At 71.4% G+C, this 16,381-nt stretch carries 12 protein-coding genes; 8 read left to right on the top strand and 4 right to left on the bottom strand.

The window, feature by feature from the left end:
* The first annotated feature begins 131 nt into the window (after positions 1–131).
* The 5 genes from xylB to ACWCPY_RS16770 all read left to right on the top strand — a co-directional run bounded on the left by xylB (position 132) and on the right by ACWCPY_RS16770 (position 6,200).
* A complete protein-coding gene (gene xylB, locus ACWCPY_RS16790) occupies positions 132–1,613 on the top strand; it encodes a xylulokinase (protein WP_451265572.1) in 1,482 nt (493 codons plus the stop codon).
* Between the two features lie 63 nt (positions 1,614–1,676).
* Entirely contained in the window at positions 1,677–2,954 is a 1,278-nt protein-coding gene (locus ACWCPY_RS16785; RefSeq protein WP_451265570.1) for a VWA domain-containing protein, read from the top strand.
* Entirely contained in the window at positions 2,954–3,802 is an 849-nt protein-coding gene (locus tag ACWCPY_RS16780) for a hypothetical protein (protein ID WP_451265568.1), read from the top strand. Before ACWCPY_RS16785 ends, ACWCPY_RS16780 begins: the two co-directional genes overlap by 1 nt.
* 271 nt (positions 3,803–4,073) lie before the next feature.
* On the top strand, positions 4,074–5,441 hold the full coding sequence (locus tag ACWCPY_RS16775; RefSeq protein WP_451265566.1) for a cytochrome P450: 1,368 nt from the start codon (positions 4,074–4,076) through the stop codon (positions 5,439–5,441).
* Positions 5,442–5,663: 222 nt separating this feature from the next.
* On the top strand, positions 5,664–6,200 hold the full coding sequence (locus ACWCPY_RS16770) for a DUF4232 domain-containing protein (RefSeq protein ID WP_451265564.1): 537 nt from the start codon (positions 5,664–5,666) through the stop codon (positions 6,198–6,200).
* 82 nt (positions 6,201–6,282) lie between these two features.
* Here ACWCPY_RS16770 and ACWCPY_RS16765 read toward each other — a convergent pair whose 3' ends face one another.
* Positions 6,283–7,545: a cytochrome P450 family protein gene (locus ACWCPY_RS16765; RefSeq protein WP_451265562.1), complete on the bottom strand. Its 1,263-nt coding sequence runs from the start codon at positions 7,543–7,545 to the stop codon at positions 6,283–6,285.
* Positions 7,542–8,855 (bottom strand): cytochrome P450, encoded by a 1,314-nt coding sequence (locus ACWCPY_RS16760; protein WP_451265560.1) that lies wholly within the window; start codon positions 8,853–8,855, stop codon positions 7,542–7,544. The genes ACWCPY_RS16765 and ACWCPY_RS16760 overlap by 4 nt, the downstream gene beginning before the upstream one ends.
* A gap of 347 nt (positions 8,856–9,202) precedes the next feature.
* Here ACWCPY_RS16760 and ACWCPY_RS16755 point away from each other — a divergent pair, with 347 nt between their 5' ends.
* Positions 9,203–11,875, top strand: coding sequence for a TIM-barrel domain-containing protein (locus ACWCPY_RS16755; RefSeq protein ID WP_451265558.1), 2,673 nt, complete (start codon positions 9,203–9,205; stop codon positions 11,873–11,875).
* Between the two features lie 66 nt (positions 11,876–11,941).
* Here the strand turns inward: ACWCPY_RS16755 and ACWCPY_RS16750 are convergent, their stop codons facing one another.
* Entirely contained in the window at positions 11,942–12,772 is an 831-nt protein-coding gene (locus ACWCPY_RS16750; RefSeq protein WP_451265556.1) for an SAM-dependent methyltransferase, read from the bottom strand.
* A gap of 125 nt (positions 12,773–12,897) precedes the next feature.
* Complete coding sequence (locus ACWCPY_RS16745) at positions 12,898–13,722, bottom strand: SAM-dependent methyltransferase (protein WP_451265554.1); 825 nt, start codon at positions 13,720–13,722, stop codon at positions 12,898–12,900.
* Between the two features lie 232 nt (positions 13,723–13,954).
* On the opposite strand from ACWCPY_RS16745, the gene ACWCPY_RS16740 reads away from it, so the two are divergent.
* Together ACWCPY_RS16740 and ACWCPY_RS16735 are read left to right on the top strand one after the other, a co-directional pair.
* A complete protein-coding gene (locus ACWCPY_RS16740; RefSeq protein ID WP_451265552.1) occupies positions 13,955–14,443 on the top strand; it encodes a GtrA family protein in 489 nt (162 codons plus the stop codon).
* A gap of 106 nt (positions 14,444–14,549) precedes the next feature.
* On the top strand, positions 14,550–16,379 hold the full coding sequence (locus tag ACWCPY_RS16735; protein ID WP_451265550.1) for a hypothetical protein: 1,830 nt from the start codon (positions 14,550–14,552) through the stop codon (positions 16,377–16,379).
* Positions 16,380–16,381 lie beyond the last annotated feature (2 nt).

Raw genomic sequence — 16,381 nt, 5'->3', positions numbered from 1 at the left:
CTAATGATGCACGGGCCGCGCCGGACACGTAACCCCTCGCCGCGAATCACTGTCGGGCAGGCCCTGTGTGACGTAATTTGTTCTGCACACGATCAAATCCCGCGCCGCACACAGCACAGGAATGAGGGCCCATGCCGCCGCGTACCGTCGTCATCGGTGTGGACAGTTCCACCCAGTCCACCAAGGCGGTCTTCGTCGACGCCGAGAACGGACGGCTGCTCGCCGTCGGCCGCGCCCCGCATGCGGTCAGCGGCAGGGCGGGGGCCCGCGAGAGCGACCCGGAAGGGTGGTGGCAGGCCCTGTGCGAGGCCGTCGCCGCCGGGCTCGCGCGGTCCGGAGCCGCCGCTTCGGCCGTGACCGGCATCGCGATCGCCGGCCAGCAGCACGGGCTGGTCGCCCTCGACCGGTCGGGCCGACCGGTGCGCCCCGCGATGCTGTGGAACGACACCCGCTCCGCCCCGCAGGCGGCCGCGCTGACCGAGGCCCTCGGCGGACCGGGCGCGTGGACCGCGCGGACCGGGTCGGTGCCGGTGGCCGCCGTCACCGCGTCGAAGTGGCGGTGGCTGCGGGAGAACGAGCCGGAGAACGCCGCCGCGACCGCGGCCGTGCGCCTTCCCCACGACTTCCTGACCGAACGGCTCGCGGGCACCGCCGTCACCGACCCCGGCGACGCCTCGGGCACCGGCTGGTACTCCACGGCGACCGGCACCTACGACCCGAAGATCCTCGAACTCCTCGGTCTGGACGCCGCGTTGCTGCCCGAGGTGGCCCGGACCGGCGCGATGCGCGTCGGCTCGCTGACCGCCGAAGCGGCCGAGGCGCTCGGGCTGCCCACCACGACCGCGGTGGCCGCGGGCACCGGGGACAACATGAGCGCCGCCGTCGGCCTCGGGCTGGGCGGCGCCGGACTCCTCGACCACCCCGTCCTCAGCCTCGGAACCTCGGGCACGGTCTTCGCCGCCTCCCGGGCCCGGCCCGACTCACCGGCGCTCTCCGGCTTCGCCGCGGCGGACGGTACGTACCTCCCGCTGGCCTGCACCCTCAACTGCACGCTCGCCGTGGACAAGGTCGCCGCACTGCTCGGCCTGGACCGCGACGACACGTCCCCCGGCGGCGAGGCCGTGCTCCTGCCCTACCTCGACGGCGAACGCACCCCCGATCTGCCCACCGCCTCTGGCCTGCTCACCGGACTCCGGCACGACACCACGCCGCGGCAACTCCTCGGCGCGGCCTACGAGGGCGCCGTCGTCACCGTGCTGCGCGCCCTCGACGAACTGCTGCGGGCCTGCGGCCTCGACCCCGCCGATCCCGAGGTGGCCGCCCGGCCGCTGCGTCTGATCGGCGGCGGCGCGCAGGGGCGGTCCTGGGTGGAGACGGTACGACGCCTCTCCGGCCGTCCCGTGATCGTGCCCGGCGGCGGCGAACCGGTCGCGATGGGCGCCGCCGCACTGGCCGCGGCTGCGGCCACCGGAGCCGACCCGGTCGCGACCGCCGCCGTCTGGGGATCCGGCGAGGGCACCCAACTTCCGCCCATGGAAAGGGACTCGGCCACCTGGGAGCGGATCGGTTCGGTGCTGGACCGGGCCTCGGGCCCACTGCTCGGAGGTTTCTGACGGTCCCACGGCCGGCCCCGGACCGGTTTGGGGTAGCGAAGCGATCTTCACTACTATCCGGCGATGATCATAAGAAAAAGGCTGACGGTCGGGGTGGGCATCCTGCTCGCCACTCTGACCGCCGGGCTCGGTTCGGCGCTCCCCGCCGCCGCCGACGAAGCCCCCGCCAAAGCCTCCCCCAAGGTCGAGCTGGTGCTCGACGTCAGCGGCTCCATGCGGACCCGTGACATCGACGGCCAGTCCCGGATGACAGCCGCCAAGCAGGCTTTCAACGAAGTCCTGGACGCGGTGCCCGAGCAGGTGGAGCTCGGCATCCGGACCCTCGGCGCCGACTACCCGGGCAACGACCGCAAGGTCGGCTGCAAGGACACCAGGCAGCTCTACCCGGTCGGCCCGCTGGACCGCACCGAGGCGAAGACCGCGGTCGCCACCCTGGCCCCCACCGGCTGGACCCCGATCGGCCCGGCCCTGCTGGGCGCCGCCGACGATCTCAAGGGCGGTGACTCCACCCGCCGGATCGTACTGATCAGTGACGGCGAGGACACCTGCGGCCCGCTCGACCCGTGCGAGGTCGCCCGCGACATCGCGGCCCGCGGCATCCACCTCGTCATCGACACCCTGGGCCTGGTGCCCAACGCGAAGATCCGCGAACAGCTGACCTGTATCGCCGAGGCCACCGGCGGAACGTACACCGCGGTCCAGCACACCGATGAACTCTCCGGCCGCGTCAAGCAGTTGGTCGACCGGGCCGCGGAGCCCGTGGTCACCCCGGTGGCGACCGAGGGCGCGGACAGCTGCTCCTCGGCACCGCAGCTCAAGCCCGGCCTGTACACCGACCGCGAGAAGTTCGGCGAGCACCGCTGGTACCGGGTCGATGTGCTGCCCGGCCAGGAACTGCGCGCCTCGGTCAGCGTCTTCGCCGACCGCGCCGTGAACAACGACTACGGCGTGCTGCTGCGCGCGCTGACCGTGCACGGCCGGGAGATCGTGCGGGGCTCGGAGTCGGGCACCGGCCGTACGGACGCGATCTCCTCCGGCCTGCGCTACCCCAAGCCCGAGGTGGACGGCGCGGACAGCGATGACAAGCCGGCTGCCGAGACCGTGTGCATCCAGGTCGGCAACTCCTTCTCGGCCCCCGCCTCGGTGAAGACCTCGCCCGGCATGCCGGTCGAGCTGACCGTGGACCTGGTGGACGCCCCGGACGCCGCCGCGGACGCCGCAGCGTTCGGTCTCGGCCGCGGCTGGTGGCTGCTGGGCGTGCTGATCCTCACCGGACTGATCGCGGGCCTGCTCTTCGGCTGGATCTCGCGCTGGCGCGTCGCTGTCTGGAGGACCAACTGATGATGCGTAGAACACGTGCGTTCGCGGGTGCGCTGCTCGCCGGGCTCGCCCTGCTGACCTCGGCGGGCGCCGCGGCGGCCGACGACCCGTCGGCGAGCCCGGGCCCGAGCGCCTCCGAGGACGGGGCCGGCCCCACCGAGGCCGGCACCACCTTCCGTACGGCGACGGCCCTCCAGCAGAACCAGCGCGCCACCGCCGGGGCGTCCACGGGCGACTACCTGTACTGGGTGTTCCCCGCCGACGCCGGCCAGCGGGCCACCGTCAAGGCGAAGATCACCCTGCCCGAGAGCGCCGCCCGGCACGGCGCGTCGACCTGGCAGGTCGACGTGTACGACGGGCTGCGGCGCCGCCAGGCCTGCATGTACGGCCGCCAGACCGGCAAGGCCGCCGCCGACGCGACGGCGGTCGAGCTGACCTGCGTGCTGCGGACCGTCCGCGCCTGGTCCGAGCCGTGGGCCAACGACCCGCTGCCGGGCAGCTACTACGTACGCCTGACGGTCGTCGATCTGCCCTCGGCCGACCTCGGCCTCCCGGTGCGGACCGAGGTCGAGATCACGGCCGCCGACAAGGGCGGCGCCGCCGATGTCGACGGCACGCTCGCCAAGCCGCTGGTACCCGGCGTGTCCTCCGTCGAGCAGGCCTCGGACGGCTCGGCGGACGGCGGCGAGGACACCTCGTCCAAGGTCTCGCTCGGCAGCGAGCCCGAGGACGGCTGGGCCTCCGGCTGGTGGACCGACCGCTGGCTGTGGACGGTCGGCGGCGGGGTCCTGGGGGCGCTGGCGGCGCTCTTCGGCTACTCCCTCACCCGCGGCAACGGCCGCCCGTCCCGGGTTCCGCCGGGCGTCTGACCCGCGCACCTCGCGACACGGCCCCGGACCGGGCCCGTGTCGCGAAACCGCACCGCCGGACGGGCCCGGGGCCCGGGGCCGTCCGGCGGTGGCGGACCGTCTCTTCTCCGCCATCCCTGCCGCCCGCCCGTCCCCGGGAACGGCACCACGCGACTAGTCTCGACAACTCACGTACCGCACAGGGCCGATGGCATGTTCCACGGCAGGCGGTAGCACTGATGTCAGGTCGCCGCGCACCGAGTCGGGTGCGCCACAAGGAGCGGAGACTCTCATGTCCACGGAGACCGGCCCGGCCGTCGTCGCCGAGCCGCGGAGCCACAGGATCGTGCCGGGCCCGAAGGGGCTGCCGTTCCTCGGGAACCTGCCGCAGTTCGGAAAGAACCCCCTCGCCTTCTTCGAGCGGCTGCGCTCCCACGGGGACATGGTGGGCTGGCGATTCGGCCCCAACTCCTGCGTGTACATAGCCGATCCGGACTGCATCGGCGAGCTGCTCACCGAGACGGAACGCTCCTTCGACCAGCCGGCCCTGGGCATCGCCTTCCGGACCGTGATGGGCAACGGCGTGGTCGTGGCCCGGGGCACGGACTGGCGACGGAAGCGGTCGCTGGTGCAGCCCTCCGTCCGGCCCAAGCAGGTGCGGTCGTACGCGGCGACGATGGCGGGCAGCACGGTGGAGCTGGCGGACACCTGGTCGGGCGGTGAGCGCATCGACGTCAAACGGGAGATGGCGGCGCTGACGCAGCGGATCGCGGTGCGCACCATCTTCGGCGTCGACACGGCGGCCGACGCCGAGGCGATGGGCCGGGCGATGGATGTGGCGCAGCAGGAGATCGGCAAGGAGTTCGCCGGGATCGGCGCCCTGTTGCCGGACTGGGTCCCGACCCCCGGACGGGCCAGGATCAAGAAGGCCGCGGCGGTCATCGACGCGGAGGTGGGCCGGGTCGTCGCCCGTCACCGCGACGGCGGGGACGAGCGGCCCGATCTGCTGAGCCGGCTGTTGACCGCGGTCGACGAGACCGGTGTCCACCTCACCGACCGGGAGATACGCGACGAGACGGTCACGCTGTACATCGGCGGCCACGAGACGACCAGTTCCACGCTGGTGTGGGCCTGGTACCTGCTGTCCCGAGATCCGCGGGTGCGTGCCGCGCTCACCGAGGAACTGGACCGGGTGCTCGGCGACCGGGAGCCGGAGTTCGACGACTACGCACGGCTGACGTACACCCAGTCCGTGGTCAAGGAGACGCTGCGCCTCTACCCGACGATCTGGCTGGTCACCGGTGTCGCGAAGGAGGGGGCGCACATCGGCGGTGTGCCGATGCCGGAAGGCACCCGGGTGTGGACCAGCCAGTGGGTGACACAACGCGACGCCCGGTGGTTCCCCGAGCCGGAGGAGTTCCGCCCCGAGCGCTGGGATCCGGAGGAGGGCGACGACATCGCGGAGTACGCCTGGTTCCCGTTCGGCGGCGGCCCCAGGGTCTGCCTGGGCACCCGGTTCGCGATGGTCGAGGCGGTGCTGATCCTGGCGGTGCTGGCGCGCCGCTTCGAGCTGGACGTGGACCCGGGCGACATCGGCCCGGTGCCCTCGCTGACGCTCCAGCCGGACCGGGAGGTGATGGCCACGGTCCGGGCGCGGTGACGGCGCGCGGGACGGGGCTCGGCTCGGCTCGGCTCGGCGAGCAGCGGGCGGCCCGCCCCGGTCCACGCGTGCGACCCGCTCCGGCACCGCATACAGCGAAGCGACATGTCCGATCTGTCGCGGAGATCGGGTCATACGGTTCACACTGTCCCTGTCGGCCGCACGGGCCGGCAGGGCCGTCCGGCCGCTTCCGCAGGCTGTCGATCCAACGGGAGAAACACCATGCGCCTCCGTTCCGCACTCACCCCCGCGCTCTCCGTGACGGCCTTCCTGGCCCTGGCCGGCACCGTTGCCCCGACAACGGCCGGCGCCGCGCCCGCCGGCACCGCGAGCCGCCTCGGAACCTGCCCGGAGAAGGCCCTCGAAGTGCACGCCGAACCCGGTGGACAGCGGAACGTCGCCCGGATCAGCGTCACCAACAACGGCGCCCGGGACTGTGTGGTGGACCGGATCCCCACGATCACCTTCAGGGGCCTGGACGGCTCCGCCGAGGCGGTCCCGCCCGCCGGGAGCGGACCCTACGTACTGGCCGGCGGCGAGCGGGCGTACGCCGCCGTGCGCACCGCGGACCCGGCGGCCGGCGAGGGCCATGTCGTCGGCAGCCTGTCCGTCGCGGCGGACCCCTCCCATCTGGGCGTCACCTTCCGCGGGGCCTCCGTGGGCATGCCCGCGGGAGTCCACGTGTGGGAACCGGTGACCACGCTGTGGCAGGAGTCGCGCGCCGCGGCGGACAGTGCGCTGGCGGACGCGCTGGGCTGACGGGCCTGCCGGACGGGCGCCGCGGGCCGCAGGACGCGCCGCCGACTCCCACGGACGGCGGTGCCCGACGGGTGGCCGGGTCTCAGCCGCGCAGCAGGGCCGGGAAGGCCTCCATGTCGTTCTGCGTCATCACCGGGAGCTTGCGGACCTCTCCGTCCGCGACGGCCGCCCGCAGTCCGGGGAAGCGCGCGAACAGTGCGGGCAGGGCGATCCCGGCCTCGACGCGGGACAGGGCCGCCCCGGGGCAGATGTGGGGGCCGTGGCCGAAGGTCATGTGGCGGATCGGGGTCGGCCGGGTGATGTCGAAGTCGTCGGCGTCGGGCCCGTGGTGCTCGGTGTCACGACCGATGGCGCGGTAGGAGATCACCACTCCCTCGCCCTTCGCGATCACTTCGTCGCCGACCTGGATGTCCTCCGTGGCGAACCGCATCAGCAGATGGGTGGTGGGGGTGTCCCAGCGCAGGGTCTCCTCGATCACCGTCTCCCACGGGATCTCGCCGTCGAGCACCTTGCGCAGCTGCTCGGGGTGGGTGAGCAGGGCTCGTACGGCGTTCAGGATCAGCCCGATCGTGGTCTCGTGCCCGGCGGCCACCATCGCCTTGAGGGTGCCCACCACCTCTTCCTCGGTGAGCGGTTCGCCGCCCTCCTCGGCAAGGATGAGCGCGCTGGTGAGGTCGTCGGCCGGACGCGCTGCCTTCTCACGCACGAGAGCGGTGTAGAAGACGTCCAGCTCGGCGAGGAGCGCCAGGCGTTCCTCCTGCGGGGTGAGCATGGAGAAGAACGCCTTGTACCGCTTCATCAGCATGGGGTGCTCGGCCTCGTCCACCCCCATCAGCATGCCGACGACCCGCATCGGCAACGGCTGGGCGAACACGGACTTGAGATCGACCACACCGTTCTCGCTCCTCTCGCCCTGTTGGGCGAGGGCGTCGAGCAGTTCGTCGGTGAACTTCTCGATGTCCGGGCGTATTTCCTCCAGTCGGCGCGGTGTGAGCGCCTGGGAGGTCTTGGTACGCAGCCGCCGGTGCTCGGCGCCGTCCACGGTGAACATGGAGCGTCCGGCATCGATCATGCCGATCAGCGGCCACTCGTGGGTGACCTCGCCGCGCTGCCAGAGCCCCCAGGCGTCGAGGTCCTTCACCAGGCGTGGGTCGACGAGCAGTCGGCGGGCGAGGGCGTGCCGGGTGACGGCCAGGGCCGGGACGCCGAGCAGTTCGATCCGGGCGAGCGGACCGGCGTCACGCAGCCGTGCGGTCTCACCGTCCAGGTCCTGGACCAGTGGGTCGATGACGACGGCCGCGCCGCTCGAAGCGGTCTCCCGGGCTGCTGCGTGCGGGCAGTTCAAGACGGGTCTCCTGTCGGACGTACGGGGGCGAACCGAACGGGCAGCGCGGTCGTTCCCCGCAGGAAGGCGGACTGTCTGCGGACCAGTTCCTGCGCGGGGACGGCCAGTTCGAGGTCGGGCAGCCGGTCGAGAAGCACCTCGATCCCGGTGCGGGCGATGATCTCGGCGATCTCCTGCGCGGGAAAGGGGCAGCGGTACTCGCCGTGGCTGAACGCCAGATGCGCGCTGTTGCCGCTGTGGCCGGACGGACCCGGCGAGGCCGAGAGGTGCTGCCGGATGTGCGGATCGGCGTTGGCGGCGCCCAGACCCAGCAGCAGCATGTCCCCGGCCCGGATGTTCCGGTCCCCCAGCCGGGTGTCGCGGGCCGCCCAGCGACCGGCGAGGATCTGCGTGGGACCCTCCTCCCAGAGGACCTCGTTCATGGCCTCGGCCACGCTGTGCCGGCCGCCGGAGAGCGCGACGGCGAACTGGTGGTCGGTGAGCATCAGCCGCAGCGAGCTGCCGATCCAGTCGGCCGTGGTGAGGTGTCCCGCGGCCGTGATGGCCATCAGGTCGAGTACGTACTCCTCGTCGGTGAACTCCCCGCCGTACGCCAGCATGCGCGAGGTCACGTCGTTTCCGGGCGCGGCCCGGCGGGCCGCCAGCAGCCGCTGCATGTGCCCGCCGAACCGCAGATGGGCCTCCTGCGCGTCCGGCCCCCCGTCGGCCAGGTCCCTGAGCACCTCGGCGATCCGCGGCCCGTCGGCATCGGGGAATCCGAGCAGCCGGGCGAGGACGAGTACCGGCAGCGGTACGGCGAAGTCGGCGATCAGGTCCGCCGTACCGCGGTCGCAGAACCCGTCGGTCAGACGGTCCGCCAATTCCTCGCAGACTCTGCGGAGTTCGAAGTGCTCGACGTCCTCCAGGGCCTGCCCGACCATCGCGGCGTGGCGCCGGTGCTCGGCCCCGGCGGTGAAGTAGATGGAGGGCATCGGGCGGCCGACCATCGGTAACAGCGGCCAGTCCTCGGGGATGTTCCCCCACTGGTTCCACAGCCCGACGTCCCGGGGGAACAACTCGCCGTCGCTGGTGACCTGGTGGAGTTCGCGGTAGCCGATGACCAGCCAGGCGGGAACCCCGCCGGGCAGTTCGACAGGTACGACCGGGCCGTGTTCGCTCCGCATGGCGCGGTAGACGACCTGGGGTTCGGTGTGGAACCCGGGACCGCTCAGCGGTACGGCGGCCGTGCCGCCGCTCACCGGGCAGCCCCCGGCCGCGGGCGGCGGGGACATGGACGGTCGCTCGGGCACCGCGGATGCGGGCGTCGTCATCGTACGGAATCTCCTGCGACGAAGGCTTCGCTCGGTGCGGTGGTCGGTTGATCAACGCGGCTTCACTATAAGGAAATTCAGTGAGCCTTTCGGCACTGTTCGCGACCGTTCTCGCCATTTTTTCGATCTCGCGAGACCGTTTTCTGAGCATGGCTGACCAAAAGGATGAGGTTGTTCCCCACCCCGCCCGCATCGGCGCAACGCCGCGGGCGAGGCGGTCATCACCCACCGGAACGTTGACATGCACCGGTCGGGCGGTGAATTCTGATGCGCGAATCTCCGGAGTTTCAAGCATGTCTGCGCAGGCATCACCTACTTAACTGTTCGGTACGAACGGAGAACACTCCTTGCGGATCCTTCAGAACCGTTCCAGCCAGGCGGCGGCCGGCACGCTGTCGGTGATCGTCCTCGCACTCACCGCCCTGACCGCACCGGCCCCGCAGGCGCACGCCGCGGCCACGCCCTCGGGCACCCTGGACAGCACCACGAAGAGTGTGACCTGGCAGAGCCCGGTCTACGCCGAGGGAACCGTCGACTCGCCCGCCAAGTGCGGCACACCCGACGAGGACCCCGACAACGCGGTCTGCGCCCGGTTCGACCTGACCGTCGACCCGCCCGCGGGCCAGTGGGACGACAACCCCGAGGGGGGTGTCCCCGTCTCCATCCAGTGGGAGACACCCACGGACGACTTCGACATGTACATCTACGACTCGGCCGACAAGCAGGTGGCCTCCAGCGCGGGCACCGCCGACCCCGAGTCCACGGTCATCCCGAAGGCCTCCGGGACCTACCACGTGGTCGTCGTCCCCTACGACGTCCACAACAACTCCTTCACCGGCAAGGCCTACCTCCGAGAGGCCACCGACGCCGGGAACCTCACCGGATTCAACGGCTCGCACGGCAGGTACGAGTTCGAGGCCGGTGCGCTCAGGGCCCGCGCCGAGTTCTTCACCGACGACACACTGCGGCTTCAGGCATCCCCGGACGGCGTGATCGCCGACCCGAAGGACAGCCACATGATCCGGCGGCAGCCCACCGCCCAGCCGCACACCACGTCCTTCGACGCGGGCGGCTATTACGGCATCCGCTCCAAGGGCGTGGTGCTGCGCGTGTACAAGAAGCCGCTGCGCTTCGCCCTCTACAAGGCCGACAACCGCACGGCCGTCTGGCAGGAGGCCGATCCGCTGCGCTGGACCGGCGGCGGCATGCGGCAGAGCCTGAAGCGCGGCACCGACGAGCAGTTCTTCGGCGGCGGCGAGCAGAACGGCAGCTTCTCGCACCGCGGCCAGGTGATGAACGTCGGCAACAACACCAACTGGAACGAGGGCGGTTACAACAACTCCCAGCCGTTCTACCTCTCCACGGCGGGCTACGGCGTGTTCCGCAACACCATGACGCCCGGCATCTACGACTTCGACTCACCGGTACGCACCGGTCAGCAGGAACGGCGCCTGGACGCCTACTACTTCACCGGTGACACCAAGACGGTCATCGGCAAGTACACCTCGCTGGTGGGCAAGCCGTTCATGCCCCCGGTGTACGGGCTGGAGCCCGGGTCCGCCGACTGCTACCTCCACAACGCCAACCGGGGCGAGCGCCACACCCTCGACGCCCTGAAGGTCTCCGACGGCTACGTCGACAACGGGATGCCGCTCGGCTGGATGCTCGTCAACGACGGCTACGGCTGCGGATACGAAGACCTTGCCCAGACGGGTACCGGCCTCAACAAGAACCATGCCCAGCTCGGCCTCTGGACACAGAACGGACTGCCCGACGAGGCCGCGGAGGCCAAGGCCGGGGTACGCGTCCGCAAGCTGGATGTCGCCTGGGTCGGCGGTGGCTACGGCTTCGCGCTGGACGCCTGCGACCAGGCGAAGGCCGGCATCGAGAACAACAGCGACGCCCGCGGTTTCGTCTGGCTGCCGGTGTCCTGGGCCGGTGCGCAGCGCTGCGGTGTGCTGTGGAGCGGGGACCAGAGCCTGTCCTGGGACTTCATCCGCTGGCAGATCCCGACGTACGCCGGCGCGACGATGTCCGGCATCGCGTACAACACGGGTGACGTCGGCAGCATCTACCGTCACGACCCCGAGATGTACACCCGTGACCTGCAGTGGAAGGCGTTCCTCCCGGCCATCATGACCATGGACGGCTGGGCCAGCGACATCACCACCAAGAAGCCGCACGACCAGCAGCCGTGGCTGGACGGCGAGCCGTACACCTCCATCAACCGCAAGTACCTCCAGCTGAAGGAGCGGCTGCTGCCGTACATGTACACCCTGTCGAAGGAGGCCACGAGGACCGGCGTCGGCCCGGTCCGGCCGCTCTCGCTGGAGTACCCCGACGACCCGGCGGCGCTCGGCCCGGACGCGAAGTACGAGTTCCTGGCCGGACCCGACTTCCTGGTCGCGCCGGTGTACAGCGACACGGACGTCCGCAATGGCATCTACCTGCCGAAGGGCACCTGGACCGACTACTGGACGGGCAGGACCTACCAGGGCCCGACCACGGTCGATGGCTACAAGGCACCGCTCGACACCCTGCCGCTCTTCGTCAGGGGCGGATCGATCGTGCCGATGTGGCCCGAGGGCACGCTGTCCTGGGAATCCCGGGACAAGTCCCGGCTCGGCTACGACATCCACCCGCAGGGCACCTCGGAGTACACGCTCTACGAGGACGACGGTGTGACGAGGAAGTTCGCGGAGGGAGCCTCGGCCACCCAGCAGGTACGGGTCCAGGCACCGGCCCGTGGCAAGGAGGGCAGCACCACCGTCAGGATCGGTGCGAGCGTGGGGCATTACGACGGCAAGGTGTCCACCCGCTCTTACGACCTCACCGTGCACGGCGGGAAGGCCCCGTCGCAGGTGGTCATGGACCACAGCCGGCTGCACCGGGTGAACTCCGCGGCGGAGCTCGCCGCGGCCGGATCGGGCTGGTTCACCGACCCGGCGACCGGGGTCACAGAGATCAAGACGCCCTCCGTATCCACCGGGCGCGGCTTCACCGTCGAGCTGCGGAAGTAGCCGGCGGGCGGAGCACCACAGGGCCGGGGCCGTCCGCGGACGGCCCCGGCCCATGTGCCCGGCACGCTACGGCTTGCCGGCGACCGCTCCGTAGATCGGCACCGGCTGCGTCTCCACCGGGAGTTCGCCGATGCTGAGCTCCGGATGCCAGTCGACGACCTGGACGAGCCCCGGCTCCACCACGTCCAGCCCGTCGAAGAAGCGGGCGACGCCGCGGCGCGACCTCGGCACGAGCGTGACACCACCCGCCGCGTACGAGGCCACGCCCTTCTCCACGCTCTCGGGGTCGAAGTCACCGGTGAGCTGCGACAGCACGAGGAAGCTCCCGGCGGGAAGTCGCTCCACCAGCCGTTCCACCAGTGCGTACGCCCCCTCCCCCGCCCCGTCGCCGTCGCCGTCGCCCACGAAGTGCAGCAGGGCGATGAGGGAGAGCGCGACGGGCCGGTCGAAGTCGATCACATCTGCCGCGAGTCGGAGGATCTTCTCCGGCTCGCGCACGTCGGCGTCGAGATACGCCGTCACACCTTCCGCGCTCCCGCTCAGCAGCGCTTCCGAATGGGCCAGCACGATGGGGTCGTTGTCCACGTACACGACCCGTGCGCCGGGAGCCGAGCCCTGGACGATCCGATGCAGATTGGGCTCGGTGGGAATGCCGGAACCGATGTCGAGGAACTGCCGTATCCCCGCCTCGCCCGCGAGCCAGCGCATCGCACGGTGCATGAACCACCGGTTGTGGCGCGCGATGCGCTTCGTGTCCGGTGAGAGCCCGGTGATCTGCCTGCCGAGTTCCTCGTCGACGGGATAGTTGTCCTTCCCGCCGAGGAACCAGTCGTACACCCGCGCGGGATGCGGCCTGGTGGTGTCGATGCGGTCCGCACCGGATCCGTACCCTGTCATATGGCACTCCCCCTGGTACTGATCGGCTTCCTGCCCCGGCATTCAGCATCTTGCAGCAAACACCCCGCCGGACAGCGGACATCCGCGGTCCGGCGGCCGGATCCGGGCTCGGGCTCCGGGACGCGTCACTCCTTGACGCCGATGCCCCCGAAGGCGTCGACCTCCGCGGGCACGGTCGCGCTGTCGGCGTCGGGCCGCCACTCGCTGAGCCGGACGAAGCCGGGGTCGAGGATCCGCAGCCCGTCGAAGAGCGTGACGATCTCGTCGGGCTCGCGCACGTAGTACGGCACCGCGCCGCTCTCGATGTACGCCTTCTCCGCGGCGATCATGCCCTCGCTGGTGCGCGTCCCGTCGTACACCACGAGGAAGCTGCCGGCCGGCAGCCCGGCCATCAGCCGGCCCACCACCTCACGGGCCTTCGAGAAGTCTCCCGCGTGACCGAGGATGCCGAGCAGCATCAGCGCCACGGGCCGGTCGAAGTCGAGCGTCGTCGCCGCCTGGGCCAGGATGGTGTCCGGGTCGTAGAGGTCGGCGTCGATGTAGTCGGTGACGCCCTCGGGGGCACTGGTCAGCAGCGCACGGGCGTGCGTCAGCACGAGCGGATCGTTGTCCACGTACACGATGCGCGACTCGGGCGCGATGCCCTGGGCCACCTGATGGGTGTTGTCCGCCGTGGGCAGGCCCGTCCCGATGTCCAGGAACTGCCGGACCCCCCGGTCCTCCACCAGATGGGTCACCGAACGGCGCAGGAACTGCCGGCCCGCCACCGCAACGTCGACGAGCCCCGGGAAGAACGCCTTGATCTGGTCACCGATCTCGCGGTCGACCTCGTAGTTGTCCTTGCCGCCCACGAAGTAGTTCCAGAACCGCGCGGAATGGGGCCTCGTGGTGTCGATCCGGTCCGGCACCGGCCCGGCAGGAGGGGTGACGGACGGCTGCTGCTCACTCATGGAGACCTCCGGACACGAGAACGATCAAGTTCTGGCCTTAACCTACCTGGGCGTGGCGGGACTTATGGCCGGATACGTATCGGATCCTGTCTCCCGTGGCCGGCCCGGGGTCGTTTCCGGGCCGCCCCTCACCGGATACGAGGTTTATCCGGTCGCCCGGACGTCGCCGACTCCGTAGGTTCTGGGGTGGATTCGAATCACCGTTCCCCACTCAGCTTCCGGAGGCCGGCCCGTGACCGCCCCGACGCGTCGGCAGACGCGCGACTTCCGCCCACTCCTCGCGGCCTTCGTGCGATTCGTCGTATGCGGCGGCGGAGTCGGACTGGCGTCGAGCGGGGCGGTCCTGCTGCTCAGCGAGCAGCTCCCGATGGCCCTCGCGAACGCGCTGGTCACCGTCGTCTCCACGGTCGTCGCCACCGAGTTGCACCGGCGGATCTCCTTCCGGAGCGGGCGCAAGGGGTGGCGAGTCCACCTCCAGTCCGGGGTGACGGTCGCCGTGAGTTACGCGTTCACGACGGGGGCGCTGCTCTGCCTGTCCGCCGTACGGACCGATCCCTCGCCCCTGCTCGCACAGTCGGTCTATCTGTCGGCGTCCGCCCTGGCGGGCGCCGGGCGGTTCGTGTTGCTGCGGGTCGTCGTCTTCGGCGACCGGAGCCGGGGCGCTGCCCATGATCCGCCCGAGGAGGTGCTGAGCAAGGCCTCGGTGGCCATGGCCGTCTGACGCCCCCTCGGTGTCCGGTACGGCATCGTGCTGGTTGACTGTCGAGGCCGTTCGCGTGGGCGGCACGAGGGCCTCGGGCGGGCCCGGACTGATGAGGGGCGTGCGGATGGGGTTCGGGCGGACCGGCTGGGTGCGGGTGCCGGTGGGGGACGACGCGGCACGGTGGGCGACGCGGGGGACGTGCCTGCGGGTGCTGGTCGTCGTGCACAACGTCACCGCCGCGACCCGGCTGCTCGACGTGCTGCCCCTGTTCGACGACGATCTGCGGGTCCAGCTGCTGGCGACCTGCACCGGCTCATCGGCGTTCGCGGCCGGCACCGCCGAGTTGCTGGCCGACACGGGAGTGCCGGTGCTGCCCTGGGAGCAGGCCGTCGAGACGAGGGTGGACCTGGTCGTCTCCGCCAGCTTCGGCGGCCAACTGGACGTGTTTGCCGGGCGGTTGGCCATCCTCTCGCACGGTGTTGGTTACACTAAGAGGCTGGCGACACCGGACACCGGACACCGGACACCGGACACCGGGTCGGGGTCGGGGTCGGTGCCTGCGCCCGTGTTCGGGCTCGCGCCTCAGTGGCTGCTGTCGCCCCGGGGCACTCCCGTCGCGGACGCTCTCGTGCTCTCCCATCCCGAGCAGTACGAACGGCTGCGCGCCGCCTGTCCCGAAGCCGCGCCGAGCGCCGTGCTCGCCGGGGACCCCTGCTACGACCGGATCCTGGCCGCCCGGCCCCGCCGCGAACGCTTCCGCCGTGCGCTGGGGGTCCGGCCGGGACAGCGGCTCGTCCTGCTCAACTCGACCTGGAACCCCGAGTCGCTCTTCGGTGACGGCGGGGAGGTCCCGGACGGGAGCGATGTCGTCGCCGCCCTGCTCAGCCGCGTGGCCGACGAGTTCCCCGTGGACGAGTACCGGTTCGCGGCCGTACTGCACCCCAACATCTGGCACGGGCACGGCCCCGGTCAGATCCGCGCCTGGCTCGATCGCGCGCGGCGCGGCGGGCTGGCGCTGATCGACCCGCTGAACGGATGGCGGCAGGCCCTGCTGGCCGCCGATGCCGTGATCGGGGACCACGGATCCGTCACCTTCTACGCCGCCGCCCTCGGCACCCCCGTGCTCCTGGGGTCCGTGCCGCTCCACGCCCTCGACCCCGACGCACCGATCTCCGCGTTCATGCGGGAAGCCCCGCGGCTCGACCCCGACGCGCCCCTGTTGCCGCAGATCGAGGAACTCATGGCCCGTCACCGGCCGTTGCCGGGCCCCGCCGAGTTCACCACCGCCGTGCCGGGCGAGTCCGCGGCCCGCCTCCGAGAGCTCTTCTACTCGATGATGGGTGTGCCGGAGCCAGGCCGGCCCGCGTCGCTGGAGCCGCTCCCACTGCCCGGTTACGAGCCCGCAACGGCCACCGTCCCGTTGCGGGTCCTGACACGGGTGCTCGGGCCGGGAGAGATCGCGGTCGGCCGCTGGGCCGGTGAGAGCCCGGAGACCGGATCGGCTCCCGACGGCGAACTGCACATCGCCGTCCACGAGGACACCCGCGACGTGGACCGGCTGGACCTGGCCGACATCGTCTTCCGCGACGGCGCACCCGACGACCCGCGCTTCGGCTCCCCGTCGGTCTGGACCGCCGAGGTGCTCCACCGCCACCGGGACTGCTCCCTGGCCGCCTATGTGACCGGCCCGTCCGCGTGCGTGGTCCGGGTGCGCGGCGAGGCGCCGCTCCGCATGGTGGCGATGCCCGCCACCGACGCGTCGGACGTGTCCGCCGCGGACCCCGCCGTGTACGCCTCCGCCCTGCACGCCTGGCTGGCCACGGGCGGTCACCAACCGGGCGCGCTCGAAGAGCGGCTCGCGCGGGCCGTGGCCGACGGACTCGTCGTGCGGACGGGTGACCGGCTCCACCGCGTACGGGTGGTTCCCCTGCCCCCGGAGGAGGCAGCGGCCTGAGC

The organism is Streptomyces sp. NPDC002403 (assembly GCF_053593015.1).
Note: the sequence above shows the minus strand (reverse complement) of the source record. Positions and strands in the feature narration are given on the sequence as shown.